General features: G+C 34.2%; 21 protein-coding genes. 18 read left to right on the top strand and 3 right to left on the bottom strand.

The window, feature by feature from the left end; translation table 11 throughout:
• The first annotated feature begins 92 nt into the window (after positions 1–92).
• The 5 genes from ACUXVC_RS11040 (at position 93) to ACUXVC_RS11060 (ending at position 6,495) form a co-directional block, all read left to right on the top strand.
• Positions 93–1,520, top strand: a complete 1,428-nt coding sequence (locus ACUXVC_RS11040) for a basic amino acid/polyamine antiporter (RefSeq protein ID WP_144465461.1) — start codon at positions 93–95, stop codon at positions 1,518–1,520.
• A 77-nt stretch (positions 1,521–1,597) separates the two neighbouring features.
• Positions 1,598–1,858, top strand: a complete 261-nt coding sequence (locus ACUXVC_RS11045; protein WP_000391447.1) for a hypothetical protein — start codon at positions 1,598–1,600, stop codon at positions 1,856–1,858.
• A gap of 105 nt (positions 1,859–1,963) precedes the next feature.
• Positions 1,964–3,781: an AAA family ATPase gene (locus ACUXVC_RS11050; RefSeq protein WP_000766193.1), complete on the top strand. Its 1,818-nt coding sequence runs from the start codon at positions 1,964–1,966 to the stop codon at positions 3,779–3,781.
• Positions 3,771–5,621 (top strand): hypothetical protein, encoded by a 1,851-nt coding sequence (locus ACUXVC_RS11055; protein WP_001178725.1) that lies wholly within the window; start codon positions 3,771–3,773, stop codon positions 5,619–5,621. Before ACUXVC_RS11050 ends, ACUXVC_RS11055 begins: the two co-directional genes overlap by 11 nt.
• 277 nt (positions 5,622–5,898) lie before the next feature.
• Positions 5,899–6,495: a hypothetical protein gene (locus ACUXVC_RS11060; protein WP_000487795.1), complete on the top strand. Its 597-nt coding sequence runs from the start codon at positions 5,899–5,901 to the stop codon at positions 6,493–6,495.
• A gap of 96 nt (positions 6,496–6,591) precedes the next feature.
• Here ACUXVC_RS11060 and racA read toward each other — a convergent pair whose 3' ends face one another.
• Positions 6,592–7,134: a chromosome-anchoring protein RacA gene (gene racA / locus ACUXVC_RS11065; protein ID WP_000456013.1), complete on the bottom strand. Its 543-nt coding sequence runs from the start codon at positions 7,132–7,134 to the stop codon at positions 6,592–6,594.
• A gap of 354 nt (positions 7,135–7,488) precedes the next feature.
• Here racA and ACUXVC_RS11070 point away from each other — a divergent pair, with 354 nt between their 5' ends.
• Both ACUXVC_RS11070 and ACUXVC_RS11075 read left to right on the top strand, forming a co-directional pair.
• Positions 7,489–8,844, top strand: coding sequence for a hemolysin family protein (locus tag ACUXVC_RS11070; RefSeq protein WP_095690973.1), 1,356 nt, complete (start codon positions 7,489–7,491; stop codon positions 8,842–8,844).
• A gap of 132 nt (positions 8,845–8,976) precedes the next feature.
• Entirely contained in the window at positions 8,977–10,401 is a 1,425-nt protein-coding gene (locus ACUXVC_RS11075; RefSeq protein WP_095690972.1) for an aldehyde dehydrogenase family protein, read from the top strand.
• A 102-nt stretch (positions 10,402–10,503) separates the two neighbouring features.
• On the opposite strand, the gene ACUXVC_RS11080 is transcribed toward ACUXVC_RS11075, so the two are convergent.
• On the bottom strand, positions 10,504–10,896 hold the full coding sequence (locus ACUXVC_RS11080) for a YueI family protein (protein WP_000247562.1): 393 nt from the start codon (positions 10,894–10,896) through the stop codon (positions 10,504–10,506).
• Between the two features lie 236 nt (positions 10,897–11,132).
• On the opposite strand from ACUXVC_RS11080, the gene ACUXVC_RS11085 reads away from it, so the two are divergent.
• Positions 11,133–12,266, top strand: a complete 1,134-nt coding sequence (locus ACUXVC_RS11085; protein ID WP_089170929.1) for a BA2291 family sporulation histidine kinase — start codon at positions 11,133–11,135, stop codon at positions 12,264–12,266.
• A 33-nt stretch (positions 12,267–12,299) separates the two neighbouring features.
• On the opposite strand, the gene ACUXVC_RS11090 is transcribed toward ACUXVC_RS11085, so the two are convergent.
• Positions 12,300–13,049 carry a DUF4397 domain-containing protein gene (locus ACUXVC_RS11090; RefSeq protein WP_095690971.1) on the bottom strand — a complete coding sequence of 250 codons (750 nt, stop codon included), beginning with the start codon at positions 13,047–13,049 and terminating at the stop codon, positions 12,300–12,302.
• A gap of 948 nt (positions 13,050–13,997) precedes the next feature.
• On the opposite strand from ACUXVC_RS11090, the gene ACUXVC_RS11095 reads away from it, so the two are divergent.
• The 10 genes from ACUXVC_RS11095 to ACUXVC_RS11140 all read left to right on the top strand — a co-directional run bounded on the left by ACUXVC_RS11095 (position 13,998) and on the right by ACUXVC_RS11140 (position 23,480).
• Complete coding sequence (locus tag ACUXVC_RS11095) at positions 13,998–15,308, top strand: aspartate aminotransferase family protein (RefSeq protein ID WP_001205877.1); 1,311 nt, start codon at positions 13,998–14,000, stop codon at positions 15,306–15,308.
• The gene (atoD, locus tag ACUXVC_RS11100) at positions 15,305–16,003 is read left to right on the top strand and encodes an acetate CoA-transferase subunit alpha (RefSeq protein WP_144465462.1); all 699 of its coding nucleotides are present in this window, start codon (positions 15,305–15,307) and stop codon (positions 16,001–16,003) included. The genes ACUXVC_RS11095 and atoD overlap by 4 nt, the downstream gene beginning before the upstream one ends.
• Entirely contained in the window at positions 15,988–16,650 is a 663-nt protein-coding gene (locus tag ACUXVC_RS11105) for a CoA transferase subunit B (protein ID WP_053564592.1), read from the top strand. Before atoD ends, ACUXVC_RS11105 begins: the two co-directional genes overlap by 16 nt.
• A gap of 15 nt (positions 16,651–16,665) precedes the next feature.
• Positions 16,666–17,934, top strand: a complete 1,269-nt coding sequence (locus tag ACUXVC_RS11110) for a peptidase (protein ID WP_000436691.1) — start codon at positions 16,666–16,668, stop codon at positions 17,932–17,934.
• Positions 17,931–18,830 (top strand): putative beta-lysine N-acetyltransferase, encoded by a 900-nt coding sequence (gene ablB, locus ACUXVC_RS11115; protein WP_446026047.1) that lies wholly within the window; start codon positions 17,931–17,933, stop codon positions 18,828–18,830. Before ACUXVC_RS11110 ends, ablB begins: the two co-directional genes overlap by 4 nt.
• Before the next feature lie 163 nt (positions 18,831–18,993).
• Complete coding sequence (rocR, locus tag ACUXVC_RS11120; protein WP_023521852.1) at positions 18,994–20,379, top strand: arginine utilization transcriptional regulator RocR; 1,386 nt, start codon at positions 18,994–18,996, stop codon at positions 20,377–20,379.
• Between the two features lie 210 nt (positions 20,380–20,589).
• Positions 20,590–22,011: a lysine 2,3-aminomutase gene (kamA, locus tag ACUXVC_RS11125; RefSeq protein ID WP_000902145.1), complete on the top strand. Its 1,422-nt coding sequence runs from the start codon at positions 20,590–20,592 to the stop codon at positions 22,009–22,011.
• Positions 22,008–22,280: a YokU family protein gene (locus tag ACUXVC_RS11130; protein WP_000995766.1), complete on the top strand. Its 273-nt coding sequence runs from the start codon at positions 22,008–22,010 to the stop codon at positions 22,278–22,280. Before kamA ends, ACUXVC_RS11130 begins: the two co-directional genes overlap by 4 nt.
• 72 nt (positions 22,281–22,352) lie before the next feature.
• Positions 22,353–22,568: a YozE family protein gene (locus ACUXVC_RS11135; protein WP_000750717.1), complete on the top strand. Its 216-nt coding sequence runs from the start codon at positions 22,353–22,355 to the stop codon at positions 22,566–22,568.
• A 249-nt stretch (positions 22,569–22,817) separates the two neighbouring features.
• On the top strand, positions 22,818–23,480 hold the full coding sequence (locus ACUXVC_RS11140) for a hypothetical protein (RefSeq protein ID WP_000101498.1): 663 nt from the start codon (positions 22,818–22,820) through the stop codon (positions 23,478–23,480).
• The last annotated feature ends 3 nt before the right edge of the window (positions 23,481–23,483 follow it).

The raw sequence follows: 23,483 nt of genomic DNA on the forward strand, positions 1-23,483 counted from the left end.
TAGAATAAGTAATGTTTTCCTGAAAAAATATAAGAGAAACGTCTATTAGAGAAAAAGGTGACTTTAATAGTTGAACGAACATAACACCTAGAATGACAGATGGGGTGGTACAAATAGAAAAGAAGTTAGGGTTTTTTCCGTTAATCGCATTAGTAGTTGGAACAATGGTTGGTGGCGGTGTTTTTAGTTTACCGCATGATTTAGCAGTAGGAGCAAACAGTGGTGCAATAATAATTGGCTGGTGTATTACAGCGATGGGAATGATTCCACTTGCGCTCGTATATCAAACGTTAGCAAGACAAAAACCGGAACTTGAAGGTGGAATTTATAGTTATGCACGTGCTGGTTTCGGTGAATATATTGGATTTAATAGTGCTTGGGGATATTGGCTAGCAGGAATCTTAGGTAATGTCGCAACAATTATGTTACTGTTTAGTACATTAGGTTATTTCTTTCCAATTTTCAAAGGAGGAAATAATGTTGCATCTATCGTTGGGGCATCACTTTTATTATGGACACTTCATTTTCTAATTTTATTTGGAATCCGTGAAGCTTCTATTATGAATGTTATCGCAACAATAGGGAAGTTAGTTCCAATCGTTTTATTTATTGTTGTAATGGTAACAGTCTTTCGCTGGGACACATTTACACATGATTTTTGGGGAGAAGGAACCTTCTCAATTTCCGCTATACTTGGTCAAGTGAAAAATACAATGCTTGTAACACTTTGGGTTTTCATTGGAGTTGAAGGAGCGGTTGTATTATCCGGAAGAGCGAAGAATAGCCGAGATGTTGGTAAGGCAACAGTAATGGGACTTATTTTAGTAATGTCCATATATATTTTAATTTCTGTTCTGTCAATGGGAGCGATGACAAGAAGCGAACTTTCTGTGCTAGAAACTCCGTCAATGGGACATGTATTAGAGCATGTTGTTGGTCCATGGGGTGCAGTTGCGATTAACATTGGGTTAGTTGCTTCACTTGTCGGTACATTAATTGGCTGGTTTTTACTTGTTTCTGAAATTTCTCATGTAGCCGGAAAAGATGGCGTATTTCCGAAAGTCTTTACGAAAACAAATAAAAAGCAAACACCGCACATGGCATTATGGATTTCAAATGGTGTTGCCCAAATTATATTTATCATCGTTCTGTTTTCAGAATCAACATATCAAATTATGTATTTCATTGCATCAACATCAATTTTATTACCATATTTATTATCAGCGTTATTCCAATTTAAATTAGTCATTACAAACGAGCTAAAAGACGCTAAATTAAAAAATGGAGCGTTAGCTTTAATTGCTTCTATTTACTCTGTATGGCTTCTTTATGCAGCTGGTTTAAAGAATTTACTACTAGTTTCAATTGTGTATGGAATTGGAATTATTGTTTACACGTTTGCAAGAAAAGAACAAGGGAACCGTTGCTTTGCAGGTGCAGAGAAATATGTGATGTGGGCAATTATTATTGCGGCTATCACATCACTGTATATGTTATTAACTGGAAATATAAAAATGTAAAAAGTCCTTTTCATTTAAAGGGCTTTTTTCTTTGTTTAGAGAATATTTACTACATAAGATATTCAGGAGGGATGAGAATGGAAGAAAAAGAACAGTTGTCTAGAATAATTGATTTAGCTAGTGAGTTAAGGAAAGTATTAGTGCAAGAATCTTTTTTTAATCATCATCCTGAGCTGAGAGGAGTCATTGAGAATTTAGCAAGTTCTGTTGAAAATTTGGCGGAATTGCAAAAAAGTAAAGATGAAAATGCTGAAGATCGATTACGTTACGTACTTGCTAAAATGAAAATTGCTCATAATGCAATTTTACAAGAGAAAAAAGCATTTCCTTCTCATTAATATACGTTTTAATTTTGAACCTGGCGGATAACGTCAGGTTTTTTATTTCTAGTTTTTCGTTTCTTTCATACACTAAGAATAGTATGAAAAAAGAAGGTGACTAAGGTGAAATTACATAAAGCTCTTCAGCCAAGTTTTATAAAACGAATGTACTATATGAGATTTTTAGGGAAATTTACAAAAGCTGAAAAAGAGAAGAGTGGAGAGAATTTCTTTGTACAATGCTTATCGCCAATACCATTCACTTTACAGGAACAATTTGCAAATGAACCCTATGTATTTGAAGGATTATGTAGTAATAAAAAGAATGAAAAAATCTTTTTGGAATTAAAGAAGAGGAAATTAGAAAAGCAATTAGTGATGTTTCGTCTTTATTATGAAAGAGGAAATGTATACGTGGAGTTAATATGTACAGAAGAACCGAAAGAAATAGCAAGCAGCTATAAAATGATTCCGGCACCTAAAGTTACAAATAATAAAAAAAGAGAATCTTTAGAACGAAAACTTAGCAACGGTTATTTATCATTTCTTATGCCTAAATTTCCGAAGGACTTTGAGCCTCCCGAATTATTGTGGCACGATGGAAGACTGTATGGAAACATATCCTTAAAGTCATCAATTAGCTCAATCGCATATTTTGAACAGAAACGTGAATGTAAATATATAAACTGCAGTGACTGGACGAAGTATGTAGAAATAGCGGTAGAAGATCAATTATATTTTGTAAGTGATCATGTGTATGAGCAATTAAAAAAACGAATGCATGAAGAAGGTAAGCTAGTTGAAGTAGAGGATATAAAAGTGCAAAAAGATGAATGGGAATGGGATGAGCGTGAATCGTCCTTTTTACAGTATGTACAAAGTATGGTGCATAATAAAGGGCTATATTTGGATGCAACGGATATTTATAATTTCCATATAAGTGTAAAAACAAATATGTTAACGATTCTTGGTGGTATACCGGGCGTTGGGAAATCACGTTTTGTGCAAACTTATGCAGAAGCATTAGGATTACAGTATGGGGAAGAATTGGTTTGGATTCCAATTTCACCATCGTATCAAGAACCACATGATTTACTTGGTTACCTTCATCCAAATGGTACTTTTATTGAAAGTGAAACGAAGTTAGTTAGGACGTTAATGAAGGCGAAAGAAAATCCCAATCAACTGTATATTATCGTTTTTGATGAAATGAACATGTCACATATTGAGCATTGGTTTACTCCATTTTTATCTGTTCTTCAACTTGAAACAAAAAATCGTATTTTAAACTTGTATGAGGGTGTTCAGGACATTGAGAATTCAATTCCATCAACAATTGAAATTGGAGAAAATATTATATTTGTAGGTACTGTGAATTTTGATGAAACAACGAAAGAGCTCTCCGATCGATTATTAGACCGAACGAACTTAATAACGTTACAAAAAATTCCGTTTTGTGAGATGGGCATGGAACTGGGGAAAGTCGTATTACACCCACCTTTGAAAGTAACAGCGGGAGAATTTCGGATAAATTGGATGAGAAATAAAGCGATGATTGAAGTGTTTTCTGAAGAAGAATTAGAGCTATTAGATAAGTTGCATGTCGTATTGTCATCACATGATGCGTCTAAGGGAATTTCTTTCCGATGTGCAAACGCAATTGCGACTTATTTGCAAAATATACCGTTCCAAAATAACCATACCTATATGATCAGTAGAGAAGAAGGGTTTGATTTACAAATAAAGCAGCGTGTATTGACGAAAATCAGAGGGACCGAAATGATGGTTGGTTCTTTACTTTCTGAAGAAGCAAAAAGGGGAGCGACCTTAGTACCTCTTTTGCAATCTGCACTTGCAAACAGAGTATCTACATTTGAACACTCTTTAGCATATATACGAGAAAAACGTAGGGAACTGGAGCTGTATGGATATGCAAAATGAAGGGCGTTACGAAACAAAAATCGTTGATACGAATGAAACGCTCCCTTTTGTATTAAAGTTAATCATTGGAAATGAGGGGAAAGGAGATTATATTTTATTAAATCGTCTTTGTACATCTACTACAGCATTAGTTCAATGCATTTATAAAGTACAAGAATTAAAACCGATTAGATTGCAGTACAATTATGAAATCCCAATGAATATTACTTTTATATGGAATAAAGTATATGAGGGACAGAAAAATATAAAAGAGGCTCAATATGAAATAAATGAAAAAAAACAAAGAGTATTAATATATGAACATGGGAAAACAGAATTCTTTTATCCATGGCGCTGTGGTTTATACCATTTTGAAGTTCGTATAGAAGATACAACGTATTATGGTGCTTTTCAAATCGTACCGAAAAACTTTTTTGATGATCAATTTGAAATGATTCAAGACTATGTGAAGTCAATTTTAAATGAGTTGATTTTGGATAGAGGTTATTATAAAAAGACTTTCTCTGCACTTAGCGATATTGAGGATTCTTCTTATTTAGTGTTGCTTAGAAAGTTACCCCAAAAAATGAAGATGATAAAGCAAATCTTTAAGAAAATAGAATCAAGCTCAAAATTTATAAATGCATATAAATGGGAAGGAAAAGAGAGAAAGCCAACAAGAAAAGGAACCATAGTGGCAGAAAGAAAACCTTATGCAAAACATTATAATCGTAAGTTTATGGAACAAAAAAATAGTAAGGAAAATGCATTTCTTAAATATAAATCGATGCAATTTTATCATTATTTAATTGAAGCTAAAAGTTTTTTACGTCAAACAATTGAAATATTAGAAAGAGAAAAAAAGAAAAAATCAGAAGAGTTTCAAGCCGTAAAAACAATTATACAAACAATTGAGCGTAATGGATCAGTAACCGATAGAGAGAAGCAAAAATATAAAAATATACATTTACTAAAAGAAGCCGATTTACGAAAGAGCTCAATGAAAATACAAGAATATAAAATATTGGCGCACATTGTGCATGAAAATGTACAATATTTTCAAATGTTAATGCACTCCTCGTTTTGGAGGGAAGTTACTGAAACAAGTAATATGAACTTACATGATTTACCGATACCACATCAACAATTACTACATCATTTAGAAGTACTCCCGCAATATACGGATCAATCTCCATCGTTATTATTTGTTTATAAGCCAACGTTTTTAGTGTATGAATATTACGCTTTTTTTATCGTTATTTCAATTTTAGAGCAAATTGGTTTTGAGGCTAGAAATTCCATTCGTGAACAAATACAAGAACATTTTTATGTAGATGGATTACAAGATGGAACGACAGTAGTTTTACAACGAGATGATTTAAAGGTGCATGTCGCATTTAATGACTTAATTGAAACACATCCTCTTATTGCATTAAGTAAAGGGAGTAATTTTTACAATGGTGAGGATACGAAGAAGCCAGATATTCGCTTAGACTGTTATGTAAAAGAAGATGGGAAATACGTATATAAATCTTCTATTATTATTGAAGTGAAGTATAGTCCAATGTACAATATTTTTCAGCACGTCGGAAATACGAAAGCAACTGAGCAAATGTATAAGTATTGGTCTATAAAGTATGTAGAAGAACAGGATGGAAAGCGAGTCTATTATCGAAGGTCAATTTATGAAGTCATTTGTGTATATCCAGGAAGCCATATGCATAGTAAAAAAATTGAGTCTGGATGTGGTGTTTTCTTGCAGTTATATCCATATAAGACGAAACAAGGGGAAGAGAAATTAGCTGGAAAACACGGGATGGTACAAATTTTTGAAAAGTGGTTAAAAAGCATTGAGAAGTAAAAGAAATCCTTTTTCATAAAGGATTTTTTTAGATTAAGAAGAATTATATGCTGTATGGAAAGAAACATATTGTAAGTTAGATTTGAAAAATGATATAAATATGTTATTAAAAGGAATGTGAGCGCGGGATAAAAGTCGATTAAATTGGAATCTAATTCATTTTGCAGAATATAATAAGTAATAAATATTTTTAGTTGCATACGAAGATTTGTTCTTATATGATAGATAGTGAAAGCGTTATCAAAAAACAGAGCGACGATGGGAAAGGCGGTTAAATATGTTCCAGCGTGTTCAAACAAAGGAAGAACATTTTGGGTTCGAGCAACTATGGGGAGATTTTTGTGAAGAAAGAAACTTAATGTTCGTAGAACGTAATTTAAATCCATCACGATTTTTATTAATAGAAGATGAACATCCTATTGGTACAGTAGAATGTATTAAGTATACGGTACCTGAACAATCAAATTCTGAGTTTTTCTATCCGTTTTCTAAAAATGATTTAGTAAAAGATTTGAAGAATGTGTATGAAATAGGCAAGTTAAGTATTTCGAAAACGTCTCGTGGGAGAGGACATTTTAAAAGGTTAACAGCTATTTTATTTATACATGCGTTAGAAACAAAAGCTGAATGGTACATTGCAGCAGTAACAAAAAGAATGTATATGTATTTACTTACACTCGGTTTTCCAATTGAACCGATAGATAATCCATTTCAGTTTCATGATACTTTACAAGGTGTACCAGTAAGAATTCATGCTCGAAAAGGGGTTACGCATTTGTATTCTTTAAAAGAATTTCGTGATGTGATTCAAGGGAATGCTCATGCACAGGCATTAATTGCAGAATACAGTAAAAATATTATGTTAACGAAATAAAACGAAGTGAATATGTATAATAAAGAGAATAATATTTTTATAAGATATAACTCTTCATTAAAAAAGACCCTTATTATTTTAATAAGGGTCTAAAAATTATAATCCAAATATACTAAAAATCATTTTGCGGCGCTTCGGTTTCTTTTCTCGTTCGTATGTTGGTTTTGAATCAGGAGTAATATAAATGGGTTCTTCTTTCGTTAGGGCAGCTTCTAACTTTTGAATTCGTTCTAACATTTCCTCCATTTCACGACGGTGTTGTAAAAGTTGGTACGTGACGACATCATTTGCCTTATCTTGCATTTGTTCTTCCATTCGATCGAGTCTTCTCGTAATAGTGTTTAATTGATCAGCTAATTGTTCAAAATCATTCGATGATATGTTTTGAACAATTGTATTGACTTGAGTTTTTAATTCTTCAACCTCATTTGAGGAAGTCTTTTGAGTAGGTTGAGGATTTTGAGACTGCTCTATTTGAAATAGATGGTGTTCTAACATTTGATCGACATCATCTTGTGTAAAAATAAAGTGGCCATATTTGTTTTTTTCTATCGTAAGATTTAATTGTTGCGCGATCCGGACAACAGCCTTTGGGCTAACACCTAATTTTTTTGCGATAAATGGTGTTTTATATTCCAAAATAATCCCTCCTATATATATCCTGTTGAATGATTTCGAGCTATGAAGTAAGTTCCCTTCTAGTGCGACAAAAGAAGTGTGGAATCGGCAAAGAAAGTGTTTTTTCACGAAATTGAGTTGAGAAGAATAGTTCGTTTAAATAAAAATGTTTTATCGCAACATTTAGAATAATTTGACGAGTGTAAATGAATTAGATTATCATAATGATAAATATCTTTTTTATGTATGCATATAATATATAAAAAGGTGGTTGCTAATGTAGAATTTTGTTAGAGTATTAGAATGCTTACTTCACTTGAATAAAATTAAGTAGGAGGTGGCTTCCTTGCTTACAATGTAAGTAAGGAAAAGTATTTGGACATATATAGTATAAGTATAGTGATTGTTTTAATTGCCTTAACGGCATTTTTCGTTGCAGCAGAATTTGCAATTGTTAAAGTGAGAAGTTCACGAATTGACTATTTAATTGCAGAAGGAAATAATCGTGCAACATCGGTCAAAACAGTCATTACAAACTTAGACGAATATTTATCTGCTTGTCAGTTAGGAATTACTGTTACAGCTTTAGGAATTGGGTGGTTTGGTAAACCTGCGTTAAAGCAAATGTTTGATAAGCTTTTTGCAAATTGGAATATCTCTACTCAACTAGCAGACATTTTTGCTGTAACTTTAGTATTTTTGTTAATTACTTTTTTACATGTTGTAATAGGGGAATTGGCCCCAAAAACATTTGCAATTCAAAAATCTGAACAAGTGAGTTTGCTTGTTTCTAAGCCGTTAATTTTCTTTTATCGTATTGCATTCCCATTCATTTGGCTATTAAATGGTTCAGCTCGAATCATTACGAAGCTGCTAGGGCTGAAACCGCCGAAGGGGCATGATGAGGTTCATTCAGAAGAAGAATTACGGTTGTTAGTTTCAGAAAGTTATAAAAATGGTGAGATTAATCAATCTGAATATAAATATGTAAATAAAATTTTTGAATTTGATGATCGGATTGCAAAAGAAATAATGGTACCTCGAACTGAAATGAATATTATAAGTAAAGAAATGCCCGCTGAAGAAGCTTTGCAAAAAATGTCTCGCGAAAAATATACAAGGTATCCAGTTGTTGATGGCGACAAAGACCACGTAATAGGTTTTGTGAATTTTAAAGATATTTTTACTGAGTTTGTACAACATAAAGCTGTTAATAAGAAGACAGTAGAGCAATATATGAGACCAATTATTTTAGTTATCGATTCTATTCCAATTCATGATTTGTTTTTAAAAATGCAAAAAGAAAGAACACATATTGCTATATTGATAGATGAATATGGTGGGACATCTGGACTTGTTACTGTTGAAGATATTTTGGAAGAAATTGTTGGAGATATTCAGGATGAGTTTGATACGGATGAGCAGCCAGAAATTCAAAAGGTTAGTGAAACGAAGACGATACTAGAGGGAAAAGTACTTGTTAGTGAAGTGAATACGTTATTTGGTTTAGGGATTGATGATGATGGTGTTGATACAATCGGTGGTTGGATTTTAACAAAGAATATAGAGATTGCTGAAGAGGATTCCATTGAAATTGAAAATTATAAGTTTTGTGTGAAAGAATTAGATGGACATTATATAAAAAGATTAGAAGTTACAAAGATAGTAGAATCGATTGTTATTTTAGAAGATGAAAAACAAATTTCGTTACAAGAGCAAATTAGCTCGTAAACTCTGCTATATAGCAGAGTTTTTTTGAGCATAATGTTTTTTGAGGGATAAGGGCTATGATACAATGACATAAGTTGAACCTTTCACTAGGTGAAGTATTGTTGTATACATATATTTGGAAGGAGAAGAAGTATGAAAAAGCATTTATATATAAACGGAAATTGGAAATCTGTAAACACGTATAAACCATTATACGCACCATATTCTGAAGAAACATTAGCGGAAATTGCACAAGGAACGGAAGAAGATGTAAAAGAGGCTGTTACTGCTGCAAAAAATGCAATGATAAAAATGAATAAATTATCTGCATATGATCGTGCGACTATTTTAGAGAAAGTTGCACAAAAAATGGATGAAAGAAGAGAAGAATTTGCAGAGATTATTGCAAAAGAAGCTGCAAAACCAATACGTGCTGCAAGGGGAGAAGTAGATCGTACTGTTCAAACGTACAAATTTGCAGCTGAAGAAGCGAAGCGTATATATGGTGAGACATTGCCATTAGACGCCGCACCTGGTGCGGATGGGCGTATTGCATATACAATCCGAAAGCCGATTGGGGTTATAGGGGCTATTACACCATTTAATTTCCCGTTAAATTTAGTAGCGCATAAAGTTGGACCAGCAATTGCTGCTGGAAATACAGTTGTATTAAAGCCAGCTGATCAAACGCCATTATCATCTTATGCATTAGTTGAGTTATTTGAAGAGGCAGGATTGCCAAATGGAGCTTTAAATATCATTTCTGGCCCTGGCGCCACGGTTGGTGAGGAAATCGTCAAAAATGATTACGTTGCTTCTATTACTTTTACCGGAAGTCCAAAAGTTGGAATCGGAATAAAACAAAAGGCTGGGCTAAAACGAGTTACGTTAGAACTAGGCTCAAATGCTGCTGTTATTATTGATGAAGATGTAGAGTTAACAGATGAAATAATTGAACGTGTAAAATGGGGAGCATTTGTTAATAATGGGCAAGTTTGTATTTCCGTACAACGTGTTTTTGTACATGAAACGAAAATGCATGAATTTCTCTCGAAGCTAAAGAAAGCGATGGAATCAGTTGTTGTTGGTGATCCACTGCTTGAGGAAACGGATGTATCAGCTTTAATTTCAAAAAAAGATGTAGAGCGAATTGATATGTGGGTTCAAGAAGCAATCAAGGAAGGAGCAACTGTTTTATGCGGTGGTAAGAAGCGGGATGCAAGAATTTTTGAACCGACTGTATTAACAAATGTTCCAGATCATGTATCTGTGCAGTGCCAAGAAGTATTTGGTCCACTCATGACAGTAAATACATTTAAAGAATTTGATGAAGCGATTGAGCAAGTAAATAATTCGCGTTACGGCTTACAGGCAGGAGTATTTACAAATAATTTATTTAAAGCAATGCGTGCAATTGATGAGCTAGAGGTTGGTGGTGTCATGATTAATGATATTCCAACGTTCAGAGTAGATCATATGCCTTATGGTGGTGTAAAAGAAAGTGGCACGGGGCGCGAAGGAATTAAATATGCAATAGAAGAAATGACAGAAATGAAATTAGTATGTATTAAAAAATAAAATAGAAAACTTAAAATTTGCGCTAAAAAACGAGTAGGGAATGTTTACGATTCCATACTCGTTTTTTTACGCTTTTAGTAACTATTTAATTAAGTGTAACTTTTACTTCATTTCTTGTTTGAAAATAGTATCTTCTACATAAATTTGTTCTTTATCTACAGCAGTAGCATGAGTTAATACTAAACCGATTGGTGTTTCTGTATCTTTATTTTGAACAATTGTAAAAGGAACATTTTTTTCGTTTGCTAATTTAATGTATTTTGATAAATGTGGGTAAGCAATGCTACCATTTAGGAGGAGTTGTAATGATTGAGAAGAGCGCATGCTACCTGCCACTTCAGAGTATACATTACTTTGCATTACTTGACCGATCGTTAAAGCGATTTCTACACGCTCACGTAATGTAGTTAAATACATATTACGTTCTTCTGGTTTGTTTTGCTTTTGGCCGTAAATGCCTTCTTGGAGATAATCTTCCACATTTTTATTTACCATATTTTTCACACCTTTCATTTTCTATTGTACGCAAGAATTAAAAATGATGCAAAAAAAAGTCGTTTTGACTACGGAAATAATGAAAATATGTGAAGGAAAAAGGGAATTTGCATACAATTAGTTAAATAAGAAAGAAAAAATAATTTTATCAACAGAAATTAACAAAATGTGACAAAAATCTATTAACGAATCGTATTTTTTGTGTTAATATTCAAAATATAAAGGGTATTCGTCGTATGGAAATGGAGGGAATGGAGGTTTTTCCAATCGATAAGGATATTAAAGAAATATTTTGTTCACACTTGAAAAACAATAGGCACCAATTCGTAGAGAACTGGAAAAACAAAATGATAATTTCCGAAAAAGATCCATTTAAACTAGAAGTAGTTCAAAATGGAGAGGATTTACTAGAGTTAATTATCGAACTTACTATGGAAGAGAAAGATATAAATTATCTTCAACCGTTATGCGAGAAAATTGCTATTGAACGTGCTGGAGCAGATGCGAATATTGGAGATTTTGTTTATAACGCAAACGTGGGAAGAAATGAACTTTTCGAAGCGATGTGTGAATTAGATGTTAGCGCTCGTGAATTGAAACCAATTATGGCAAAAATACATACTTGTTTTGACAAATTAATTTATTATACTGTTTTAAAATACTCGGAAATTATATCGAAGAATTTAGAGGAAAAACAGCAATATATTAACGAAACACATAAAGAAAGGCTGACGATTTTAGGACAAATGTCAGCTAGTTTTGTACATGAATTTCGTAATCCGCTTACTTCCATTATGGGGTTTGTCAAATTATTAAAGGCAGATCATCCGAGTTTATCGTATTTAGATATTATTTCGCATGAATTAGATCAATTAAATTTTCGTATTTCACAATTTTTACTCGTATCGAAAAAAGAAATGTGGAATGAATCGGAACGTTTTTGGCTTAATGACTTGTTTCAAGACATTATACAATTCTTATATCCGAGTTTGGTCAATGCGAATGTTTCGATTGAAAAGAACTTACCGTATCCAATTCCGCTTGTTGGCTATCGAAGTGAAGTGAGACAAGTATTTTTAAACATATTAATGAATTCAATTGATGCTCTTGAATCGATGAAAGAAGAACGGAAAATTATCATTGATGTATTTGAAGAAGATCAAGCTATTCGAATTGTGATAAAAAATAATGGGCCAATGATTCCAGCTGAAAATGTAGAAACGATTTTTGAACCATTTGTAACTACTAAAAAGTTAGGAACTGGTATTGGATTATTTGTATGTAAACAAATTGTGGAAAAACATAATGGGTCCATTATGTGTCGATCAGATAACGATTGGACGGAATTTCAAATTGCATTTCAAAAATAAACAGTCTACACCAAATGAATGGTGTAGACTGTTTTAATTTGTAAGTATAACAGCTTCTAATTTAGGGTCTTTATTTGAATAACCTACTATTGAAATTGTATAAATAACATTTGGTTCAACATTGAATTTTGGAATAGTCAATAAAACGTTTTTATTATCTGCGAGTGAAATTTCAATATCTGCTGTACCAGGGCTAACTTGTAAAAAATCTGTTATTTGTTTAAAGAGTACATTTTCAAATAAATGATCTCCATCTTTTAAATCTACATTTACAACAGGGGTATCTGGAGAGAAATGTGCAAAGCGAATTTTAGCTTGACCAGCTGGTAAATGTGTATTATCAAGTATAGGTTGTAATTGTAGGTGATTATCACTATTTATTGCAGCAAGAGTATAAGTATGATTTCCCATTATTGGTACCAATGCTGAAAAGATTGGAGTTTCATTTCCGACAGGGACAATATCTATACGGTATTTACCTTGCACTAATGATAAATAAGGGCTGAATTGCTTAAATGAAATACTTTTAATAACCTTTTGTCCGTTTACTAAAATATCAACCGCTGATATATTTGGATCGGCATGAAAAATTCTTATATGTGACGGTAAAGCAGCTTCTTGTGAATCCCTTTTCTCATGCGCCTGTACAAGTTTTGAAAGTGCATCGCAATATTTCATATATAATTCTATATATTTTTTAGGATTACGAAACTGATAGTAACGTGCGAGCTGTTCGTATTGCGTAACTTCTTGTCCATATTTTTCAATTTCAGATTGAGACATGAACATTCCTCCTTTGTCATCATTAAAACTATATGCGAAGCAAGAAAGCGGTTATGCGAAAAAAATAATTTTATAAAGGGAATATTAAAAATTGACAACTAATATGTCGTCATAAAGAGCTGCTGGTGCTTACGAGTATTTGGCAGAGTAAAGCAGTACATATGACTGCACGAAAGTAAAATAAATGCCAAATTGAAACTGCATTTCAATTAACATATTGAATACATGTCCAGCAATCGCTAGAAAACTAGAGTTTTTTTTAATTATAGGCAAATACACATACAAAGTGATAATTGTCCTACATAAATTATAAAGGAAAGGTAGTTTGAATCTGAGGAAAGGGGTGCCACTTCGGGATAGGGATATCCCGATAGTAATTGTGAATGAAGTTATGAAAAGGTTTTGTCTTATAGGCTGTAGGATGAATTTGTAAACATGATTTTTCTATTTATTTTAGCAATTGACAGTATTAACCCATAAGAGAGCGTCATGACGAACTGATTAGTGTGGTTAATCGGTTCTTTTTTTATAGTTTAAAAATGAAAAGTTTACATATTAAATATGAATCTGAATTGGTTAGTAAGGTGGGGTGTCGAAATTTGTTTTAAAATATGCAATTTAAAGTAGGATATTAGGAAGGAGTTTAACGGGAGTTCCGTCGAAGTGTACAGAATGTCGGCATTTAAGGGCAGCTGGCATTATGCTATAAAAACATTTGGTGATGTAGTCATTTCATATAAAAGGGAGGGTTATTTGGGCGTATAGAAAAGGATTGGTCTTCACTTTTAGTTCTGAATTTTCTGTTTTATAAATATTTTTAAGCACTCATTTGTATATTTTATAATAGTTTTTTGATAAATTCACTGCTTTTGCAGAGGATTCTTTTTTATGAAAGAAACGTCAATTTTCTTCATATATATATACAAATTGGAGAAATGGGGGAGCGCTATGCGCGATTACTTAATTAAACCACTTGTTGGTCAGCCGTATCCAATGATTTCACATGGAAAAGGTGTTTATTTGTATGATCAAAATGGTAATAAATATTTTGATGGTTCGTCAGGAGCAATTACGGCAGGTATTGGGCATGGCGTAAAGGAGATTGCAGACGTTATTAAAAAACAAGCTGAGGAGATTGCTTTTGTTTATAGATCACAGTTTACGAGTGAACCGGCTGAAAAATTAGCAAAGAAGTTAAGTGATTTAAGTGTAGGAGATTTGAACTGGAGTTTCTTTGTAAATAGTGGTACGGAAGCAAATGAAACAGCTATGAAAATTGCAATTCAGCATTTTCAAGAGCGAGGTATTCAAGGGAAACATAAAATATTATCAAGATGGATGAGTTATCACGGTATTACGATGGGTGCGTTATCGATGTCTGGTCACCCACTACGTAGACAACGTTTCGTATCTATTTTGGAAGATTATCCGACTATACCAGCTCCATATTGTTTCAGATGCCCTGTTCAAAAGGTATATCCAACTTGTCAGCTGGCATGTGCGACTGAACTAGAAAGATCAATTGAAAGAATTGGTGCAGAGCATATTGCTGCTTTTATTGCTGAGCCGATTATCGGAGCAGCTGGAGGCGCGGTTGTTCCGCCGAAAGACTATTATAAAGTCATTAAAGATATTTGCGACCATTACGATATTTTATTTATTGCGGATGAAGTGATGACTGGGCTTGGTCGTACTGGAGCATGGTTTGCAATGGAGCATTGGGGTGTAGAACCGGATATCATGACACTTGGTAAAGGGTTAGGAGCGGGATATACACCGATGGCAGCGACAGTTGTAAGTGATCGTGTTATGGAACCAATATTACGTGGGTCACGTTCAGTAATGAGCGGTCATACGTTAAGTGCCAATCCATTGTCTGCAGCAACGGCTTTAGCTGTTATTGAATATATGGAGAAACATAATCTCCCTGAAAAAACAGCAGAAAAGGGAGAGTATTTAATAAAAGGCTTACAGAAAGTTCAGCAACAATCGACAATCATTGCTGATGTGCGCGGAAAAGGGTTGCTAATCGGAGTAGAATTGCAACCGTTTACAAAAGCGTCGGAGCTTATTTCAGTTGCAGCTAAAAATGGCCTACTTTTATACCAAGCAGTTTCAGGGCAAGCAGGAAAAGAAGATAGTGCACTGCTTGTAGCACCGCCAATGACAACTACATATTCCGAGTTAGATGAATTACTTTCAATTTTCTCTAAAAGTGTGGAAGAGATGATGCAAAAAGGAGGGCATAGTATCGCATGACAACTATTACAAATACATTCGGTAAATTAAAAGAAATTGAGGAAGTAATTTCTTTGTTCCATGATGATATGACATTAATGTTTGGGGGATTTGGAGGGATTGGATCCCCTCCATCTTTAATACAGGCAATTTTAGAAAAAGGCGTTACAAATTTAAATTTGATTGGAAATGACACTGGATTCCCTGATGTAGGTATCGGTCGTCTTGTTACAAATGAAAGAGTTAAATCACTAATTACTTCTCATATTGGCTCCAACCCAAATGCAGGAAGGCAACTAAACGAGGGAAGATTACAAATTGAGTTTTCTCCGCAGGGAACATTAGCAGAGCGCATTCGCGCTGGTGGCGTTGGTCTTGGTGGTGTTTTAGTTGATGTTGGTGTTGATACGATTGTGGAAGAGGGAAAACGAACAGTTGAAATGAATGGTAAGACCTACTTAGTTGAAACAGCATTAACTGCTGAAGTTTCAATTGTATTTGCGAAAAAGGCAGATCCGTTTGGTAACCTTGTATTTGACAAAAGTGCACGAAATATGAATCCTCACGTAGCGATGGCTGGGGATATAACAATTGTAGAAGCAGAAGAAATAGTCCCGCTTGGAAGTTTAGATCCAGAGGAAATTGTCGTTCCAGGTGTTTTCGTAAATTATATTGTACCGTCGGAAGGAGTGAACTGGAAATGGGTATGGGCGTAGAAGTGAGGGATAAGATTGCTAGGCGAGCGGCGAAAGAAATACAAAATGGCATGATTGTAAATTTAGGTATTGGCATACCATCGCTTGTACCAAATCATTTGCCTAACGATATAAATGTTATGTTTCATGCGGAAAATGGAATCGTCGGTATGGGACCAACGCCAAGTAAAGGGAATGAAGACGAAAATTTGTGTAACGCGGCAGGTTTACCAACTTCTCTTATAACAGGAGCGAGTTATTTCGATAGTTGTACAGCGTTTGGTATGATTCGAAAAGGTTTGCTAGACATAACGATTCTTGGTTCATTACAAGTAAGTGAAAACGGTGATTTAGCAAACTGGATTGTACCTGGAAAACGTGTTCCAGGTATTGGTGGAGCAATGGATTTAGCACAAAAAGCGAAGCGGGTCGTTGTTGTGATGAATCATGTTGATAAGTACGGAAATGCAAAAATTATTTCAGAGTGTACATTGCCATTAACTTCAAAGAAATGTGTAGATTTAATTATTACTGATATGGCGGTCATGGAGGTAACTCCGAGTGGACTTATATTACAAGAATTAATGAGCCCATACACAGTAGAAGATATAAAACGACATACAGAAGCTGATTTTCAAATTAGTTCTAACTTACTAGTAATTGAATGAAGGGAGATGTAATATATGGAGCAATTAAAAAAGCAAGTTTGTGATTATATTGAGAGCCATGAAGAGGAAAGTGTGAAATTTTTAAAACGATTAATTCAAGAAAAGAGCGTATCTGGTGATGAAAGCGGTGCGCAGGCGATTGTGATTGAAAAATTACGTGAATTAGGTTTAGACCTCGATATATGGGAGCCTTCTTTTTCTAAAATGAAAGATCATCCTTATTTTGTATCACCCCGTACAAGTTTTTCAGATAGCCCAAATATTGTAGCAACTTTAAAAGGAAGTGGCGACGGGAAATCTATGATATTAAATGGGCATATTGATGTAGTTCCAGAAGGGGATGTGAATCAGTGGGAACATCATCCTTATAGCGGTGAGAAGATAGGAAATCGTATATATGGCCGTGGAACGACGGATATGAAAGGTGGAAATGTCGCACTCATGCTTGCGATGGAAGCGATTATTGAATCTAGCATTGAATTAAAAGGAGACATCTATTTTCAAAGTGTAATAGAAGAGGAAAGTGGCGGAGCAGGGACATTAGCAACTATATTACGAGGATATAAGGCAGATGGTGTCATTATTCCAGAGCCTACTAATATGAAGTTTTTCCCGAAACAACAAGGTTCCATGTGGTTTCGTTTACGTGTAAAAGGGAAAGCTGCACACGGTGGAACGCGTTATGAAGGGGTTAGTGCAATTGAAAAAAGTATGTTTGTTATAGAACATGTAAGAAAGCTAGAGGAGAAAAGAAATAGTCGAATTACAGATCCGTTATTTAAAGGGATTCCGATTCCAATTCCAATTAACATTGGGAAAATTGAAGGAGGGAGTTGGCCAAGTTCTGTTCCAGATGAATTAATTTTAGAAGGAAGATGCGGTGTTGCGCCGAATGAGACTATAGAGGCGGCAAAAGAAGAGTTTGAGAATTGGATTGTTGAATTAAATGATGTGGACAATTGGTTTGTTGAAAATCCAGTAGAAGTAGAGTGGTTTGGAGCGAGATGGGTTCCTGGTGAATTAGAAGAGAATCATGAACTCATTACAACACTTCATCACAACTTTGTTGAAATCGAAGGGAACGAACCAATTATTGAAGCATCTCCGTGGGGGACTGATGGAGGTTTATTTACACAAATTGCAAACGTACCAACAATAGTATTTGGTCCAGGAGAGACGAAAGTAGCACACTATCCAAACGAATATATAGAAGTTGATAAAATGATAGCTGCCGCAAAAATTATTGCATGTACATTACTAGATTGGTGTGAGGTGAAAAAATGAAATACTATGAATCTTTTAGAGAACAGACGAATTGTTATACAGTAGAAGGCGTTTTAGATTATTTTAATAAGCGTATTCGGGTAGATCACTATACAGGAAATGTTGAAAGTATTATGCAGACAATTGACGAACTAGCAGAGGAACATTCTTTCACTAAATGTATTATTAAAGGAAAGGGAGAGCATGTTTCAACATGGCTCTCTTTCGGTTTTTTGTTGGAAGCAACGATACCTCATTATTTTCAAGGACACGATGCATACTTTTTTGTGAAATATAATAATGATGAAAGACGAAATAGTATGCATTGGACTGAGGAAGATACTATATTAAGCGGTGTAAAAGGAAAAGAAATAAAAGAAAAAGTAGTTCCAGAGAAATTTTTGCTGAGAAAAGCGACTGAAGAAGATGCAGAAGAATTAGCAACTGTATTCGGAAAAGTATTTGAAGTGTATCCGACACCTTTAAATGAAGCGAGTTATGTATTACAGACGATGAAAGAAGACGATACAATTTACTACGTATATGAATATGAGGGGAAAATTATTAGTACAGCATCTGCAGAAATGAATATAAAAGAAGGGAATGCAGAATTAACGAATTGTGCTACTTTACCTGAATATCGTAAACATGGATTTATGAAAAGTTTACTAATTAAATTAGAGGAAGAGCTTCGAGAAAGATCTATTTTCTGCTCCTATACAATTGCTCGATCGCTTTCTTTCGGAATGAATGCTGCCTTTCATCAATTAGGTTATACGTATACAGGAAGACTGGCGAATAATTGCTACATTTTCGATAAGTTGGAAGATATGAATATATGGGTGAAAGATCTTTCTAGCTATTCGAAAGCAGTAAAACTTCCGCCTCAAAATTCGGCTGTAAAGCAAAACAGTTAGGTGGAGCTGGGTGTTTGAAAAGCTGTACTAATTAGAGTTTCGAGTTATCTAATGAAAATATAAAATTGGTCAAAATTATAGAACGGAATCGTCATGCTTACAATCGCACATAGGTGTGCCGAAAATTCGGCATGTAATTGCTGGATTTTCGGCAAGAGGGGGGATGACATTGCTAGCAGTTTCGACACAAGAAGTCATTGAAGCGATTTTGGGCAGTATTGATGAGGCTATACACGCTGTAGATGAGAATGGAATTACAATATTTTATAATTCTGTAGCTGCAAAACACGATGGATCGAAGATTGAAAAAGTGTTAGGGAAACATCTGTTAGAAGCGTTCCCGTCTTTATCAAGGGAAACGAGTACATTGATGAAAGTACTAGATACAAAAAAACCTATCGTACATCAAGCACAGCATTATCAAAATTTAAATGGTGAAGATGTTTGTACAGTAAATACGACGTTACCTATTTTTATAGATGGGAATATTGCTGGGGCTGTTGAAATTGCAAAGGATTACTCTACAATTCAAAAACTTACTGACACAATTGTTGACTTACAGTCGAAAATAAAGCGATCATCTAGAAAAAAAGTGATTAAAAAGCATGCTGCATTTGAGACGATAGTGACAAATGATACGCGGTTTAAACAGACGAAAGAGTTAGCGCAAAAAGTAGCACCAACAGACGCAAATGTTTTAATATATGGTGAAACAGGAACAGGAAAAGAACTGTTCGTACAAGCAATTCATGAAGCTTCTAAAAGAAAAAACAAGCCATTTATTGCACAAAACTGTGCAGCTTTACCAGAGTCGCTATTAGAAAGTTTATTGTTTGGAACGACAAAAGGAAGCTATACAGGAGCGATTGAAAGAGCTGGGCTATTTGAACTTGTTGATGGTGGGACATTATTTTTAGATGAACTGAATTCAATGCCTCTTGATTTGCAGGCAAAAATGTTACGAGTGTTAGAAGATGGAGTCATTAGAAGAATTGGTGATAATAAGACGAGAAAAGTAGATGTTCGTGTTATTACCGCAATGAACCAGCCTCCAGAAATATGTTTACGAGAGAATAAAATTCGCACTGATTTATATTATCGCTTAAACGTATTTTCATTATATATCCCACCGCTTCGTGAAAGAACTGAGGATGTACTATTATTAGCATCTTATTTTTTGAAAGAATATAATAAAAGTTATAAAAAAGGTGTACTTCAAATTGATGAGGAAGCGAAAGATAGACTGCAAGCTTATCAGTGGCCTGGAAATGTCCGAGAGTTAAAACATACGATTGAACATGCTGTTATTATTGCAGAAGGGAATACATTAACAGCCAATTGTTTACCACGTACATTTCGGAAAGAGAATTTTTCGAAGAAGAAGGGTATAATGCCACTTAGAGAAGCACTTCATCAAACAGAAAAAGAATTAATAGATCAAGCGTTGATTGAAACGGAAGGGAATATATTACAAGCCGCAAAAATGTTAGGTATCCCTCGTCAAACGCTTCAATATAAACTGAGCAAGTACGACAAAACCGCCGAATAATCGGCGGTTTTTGTGTGTTTGCACGAATAAAAGAGCGTTTACATATATAAAAAGTAATGAATATGATGTTAAGTATTGATTTCATACAACGCTTAAAAATATTTTTTCGCTTATGTAATAGGGTTCTCCGCACATTTACTTATCAACAATGTAAAGTTGGCATAACTATTGCTTATATAAAGGATGAGCGTATAAAAAGGGGGAATAGCAATGTTACATGATGTATACAAACCAAATCGTCACTGGAAGGATATCGAGTTATGGAAAGATGTTACTGAAGAGCAATGGAATGATTGGGTTTGGCAATTAACGAATACGATCAAAACGTTAGATGACTTAAGAAAAGTAATTAACTTAACACCTGAAGAAGAAGAGGGCGTTAAAATTTCAACGAAAACGATCCCGTTAAACATTACACCGTACTATGCTTGGCTAATGAATCCTGATGATCCACGCTGTCCGATTCGGATGCAATCAGTACCGATTTCGGAAGAGTTATATAAAACAAAATATGATTTAGAAGATCCGCTTCACGAAGATGAAGATTCACCAGTTCCAGGGCTAACACATCGTTATCCGGACCGTGTACTATTCTTAGTAACAAATCAATGTTCTATGTATTGTCGTTACTGTACACGCCGTCGTTTTAGTGGACAAATTGGAATGGGTGTACCGAAGAAACAATTAGATGATGCGATTGCTTATATTAGTGAAACACCACAAGTACGGGATGTATTAATCTCCGGTGGTGATGGACTTCTAATAAACGATAAAATTTTAGAATATGTATTAAAAAATTTACGAGAGATTCCGCATGTTGAGATTATTCGTATCGGAACGAGAGCACCAGTAGTATTCCCACAACGTATTACAGAAAATTTATGTAACATTATTAAAAAATACCATCCAGTATGGTTAAATACACATTTCAATACATCTATTGAAATTACTGAAGAATCGAAAAAGGCATGTGAAATGTTAGCGAATGCTGGTGTTCCAGTCGGAAACCAAGCAGTAATTTTAGCTGGTATTAACGACAGCGTTCCAATTATGAAAAAACTTATGCATGACTTAGTAAAAATCCGTGTACGTCCATATTACATTTATCAATGTGATTTATCTGAAGGTATCGGTCACTTCCGTGCACCAGTATCTAAAGGTCTTGAAATTATTGAAGGTTTACGTGGACACACATCTGGTTATGCTGTTCCGACATTCGTTGTTGATGCTCCAGGTGGAGGCGGTAAAATTGCACTTCAACCAAACTATTTAATCTCACAAAGTGCAGATAAAGTTGTACTTCGTAACTTTGAAGGTGTTATTACGACGTATCCAGAGCCAGAGAGCTATATTCCAGGAAGAGCGGAAGGATACTTTAAAGAGATTTATCCGAACTACGAAGAAAAACGTTCAGATGTTGGTATCGCAGGTCTTATGAGCGATAAGAAATTTAACCTCGTTCCAGACGACTTACAGCGTATGAACCGTCGTAAAGACTATGAAGATAATGATACGCATGCATCTTTAAAAGATAAACGTGATAAGCGTGATCAATTAAAAGATAAAAAATATCAAGCGCAAATGGCTAAATTAGAAGAAAACGACAAAAAAACTGAGGGTGATGCAGTATGAATTGTATGTGGTGTGACAGTACAGAAGCGAAAGAAAGCTTGAATACTGTATATTGGGAATTACCAGATGGTACGAAAGCCATTGAAATCCAAAAGACACCATGTATTTCTTGTTCCTCGTGCGGGATGGACTATCAATCAGATCATACAGTAAAAGAAATTGAAGATCAATTATTTTTAATTTACACGAAAGATTTACCAAAACAACTAACGTATGAAGAATTAATGGGAAGACCGCGTCTATTAAAAAGAAATTATTTCGACTTTTAACCAGCTTTTATGCTGGTTTTTTTCTTTTTTGCCTTGTATAATGTACCCAAGTTAGAAAGGTAGGGAATATTTTTGAAAAAGACATTTTACCATTATATGATGAAGCATCGTGCAGCTTTATTTAGAAATGAAATTTCAGATTTAGCAGAGGCGATGTATGATGATTTAAGTTTTCCGAAGCAATCTGAAGACTATGATGAAATTAGTTCATACTTAGAGTTGAGCGGAATGCTAGAAAGTATGTCTATATTTGATGAAGCCTGGGATTTATACATACAAGATAGATAAAAACTATTTGAAAACATACAGAATACATTACTTTGTGTAAAGTGAAGTATTCTGTATGTTTTTTTATACGAAATTTGTTGATTTAAAGCTAGTCTAGTTACTAGCTTTTTTTTGAGTGTAACGTAAATTTTATAAGATTATAATTTTTATTGAAAAAATTTATGAATATAAGCTTCTGTGATAAGCGTTTTTATGTAGGTTGCATATACTGATATCAAAATCACGACGTCAAAAAAAGGAGAGATAGAGATGGCAAGAAAAAAACAACCTAAATACAACGTAGGGGACATAGTCGTGATTACGCTATATGGAACCGTTGGGAAAATCACAAATATGAAGGTTTTAGATGGAGTTTATGTATACGAAGTCAATAATCACGATGGATTTTACGTAGAGCAAACATTGCAGCACGTTACAGAGCAAGATATGAAAAAGGGCGATACGGAGTGGATTGAATTAAATTATAATTTCACGTTTGGTGATCTTGTGCAAGTAACTGGATATGATAAAGATGTTTTCCGTATTGTTGGTTTTCGTACAGAAGTATGGAGATATAAGAATGACGCATGGGAAGATACAATTTATGAATTGTCACGGATTACGGATGGTGAATGGTTAGAAGCGGATGAGTCAGATTTAACGTTACTTGCGAATGCTCAAACGGCAAATGCAATTTTGAAGAAACTGAAACAAGATAAAGCAGGTATGAATAAATTAGATTTAGGTAAGTTAAAGTCAATTAACAACTCGAAAAAAGTGAGTGTTAAGACGAATCGTCAAGAAATCATTGATGGGTTACTTGATATTTATAACGATTATCAATTATTGTTCGATACATTTAAAGATGAAGAATATAAAATTGTAATGGATGTTGTTCATAATTATTTAGTTAAATTGACAGAGAAAAAATAGTTA

Source organism: Bacillus sp. N6, assembly GCF_052805735.1.

Coding starts and splice junctions, on each gene's coding strand:
- ACUXVC_RS11040 (WP_144465461.1), top strand. CDS start 93: ATGACAGATGGGGTGGTACAAATAGAAAAGAAGTTAGGGTTTTTTCCG.
- ACUXVC_RS11045 (WP_000391447.1), top strand. CDS start 1,598: ATGGAAGAAAAAGAACAGTTGTCTAGAATAATTGATTTAGCTAGTGAG.
- ACUXVC_RS11055 (WP_001178725.1), top strand. CDS start 3,771: ATGCAAAATGAAGGGCGTTACGAAACAAAAATCGTTGATACGAATGAA.
- ACUXVC_RS11060 (WP_000487795.1), top strand. CDS start 5,899: ATGTTCCAGCGTGTTCAAACAAAGGAAGAACATTTTGGGTTCGAGCAA.
- ACUXVC_RS11075 (WP_095690972.1), top strand. CDS start 8,977: ATGAAAAAGCATTTATATATAAACGGAAATTGGAAATCTGTAAACACG.
- ACUXVC_RS11080 (WP_000247562.1), bottom strand. CDS start 10,896: ATGGTAAATAAAAATGTGGAAGATTATCTCCAAGAAGGCATTTACGGC.
- ACUXVC_RS11085 (WP_089170929.1), top strand. CDS start 11,133: ATGGAAATGGAGGGAATGGAGGTTTTTCCAATCGATAAGGATATTAAA.
- ACUXVC_RS11090 (WP_095690971.1), bottom strand. CDS start 13,049: ATGTCTCAATCTGAAATTGAAAAATATGGACAAGAAGTTACGCAATAC.
- ACUXVC_RS11095 (WP_001205877.1), top strand. CDS start 13,998: ATGCGCGATTACTTAATTAAACCACTTGTTGGTCAGCCGTATCCAATG.
- atoD (WP_144465462.1), top strand. CDS start 15,305: ATGACAACTATTACAAATACATTCGGTAAATTAAAAGAAATTGAGGAA.
- ACUXVC_RS11105 (WP_053564592.1), top strand. CDS start 15,988: ATGGGTATGGGCGTAGAAGTGAGGGATAAGATTGCTAGGCGAGCGGCG.
- ACUXVC_RS11110 (WP_000436691.1), top strand. CDS start 16,666: ATGGAGCAATTAAAAAAGCAAGTTTGTGATTATATTGAGAGCCATGAA.
- ablB (WP_446026047.1), top strand. CDS start 17,931: ATGAAATACTATGAATCTTTTAGAGAACAGACGAATTGTTATACAGTA.
- rocR (WP_023521852.1), top strand. CDS start 18,994: ATGACATTGCTAGCAGTTTCGACACAAGAAGTCATTGAAGCGATTTTG.
- kamA (WP_000902145.1), top strand. CDS start 20,590: ATGTTACATGATGTATACAAACCAAATCGTCACTGGAAGGATATCGAG.
- ACUXVC_RS11130 (WP_000995766.1), top strand. CDS start 22,008: ATGAATTGTATGTGGTGTGACAGTACAGAAGCGAAAGAAAGCTTGAAT.
- ACUXVC_RS11140 (WP_000101498.1), top strand. CDS start 22,818: ATGGCAAGAAAAAAACAACCTAAATACAACGTAGGGGACATAGTCGTG.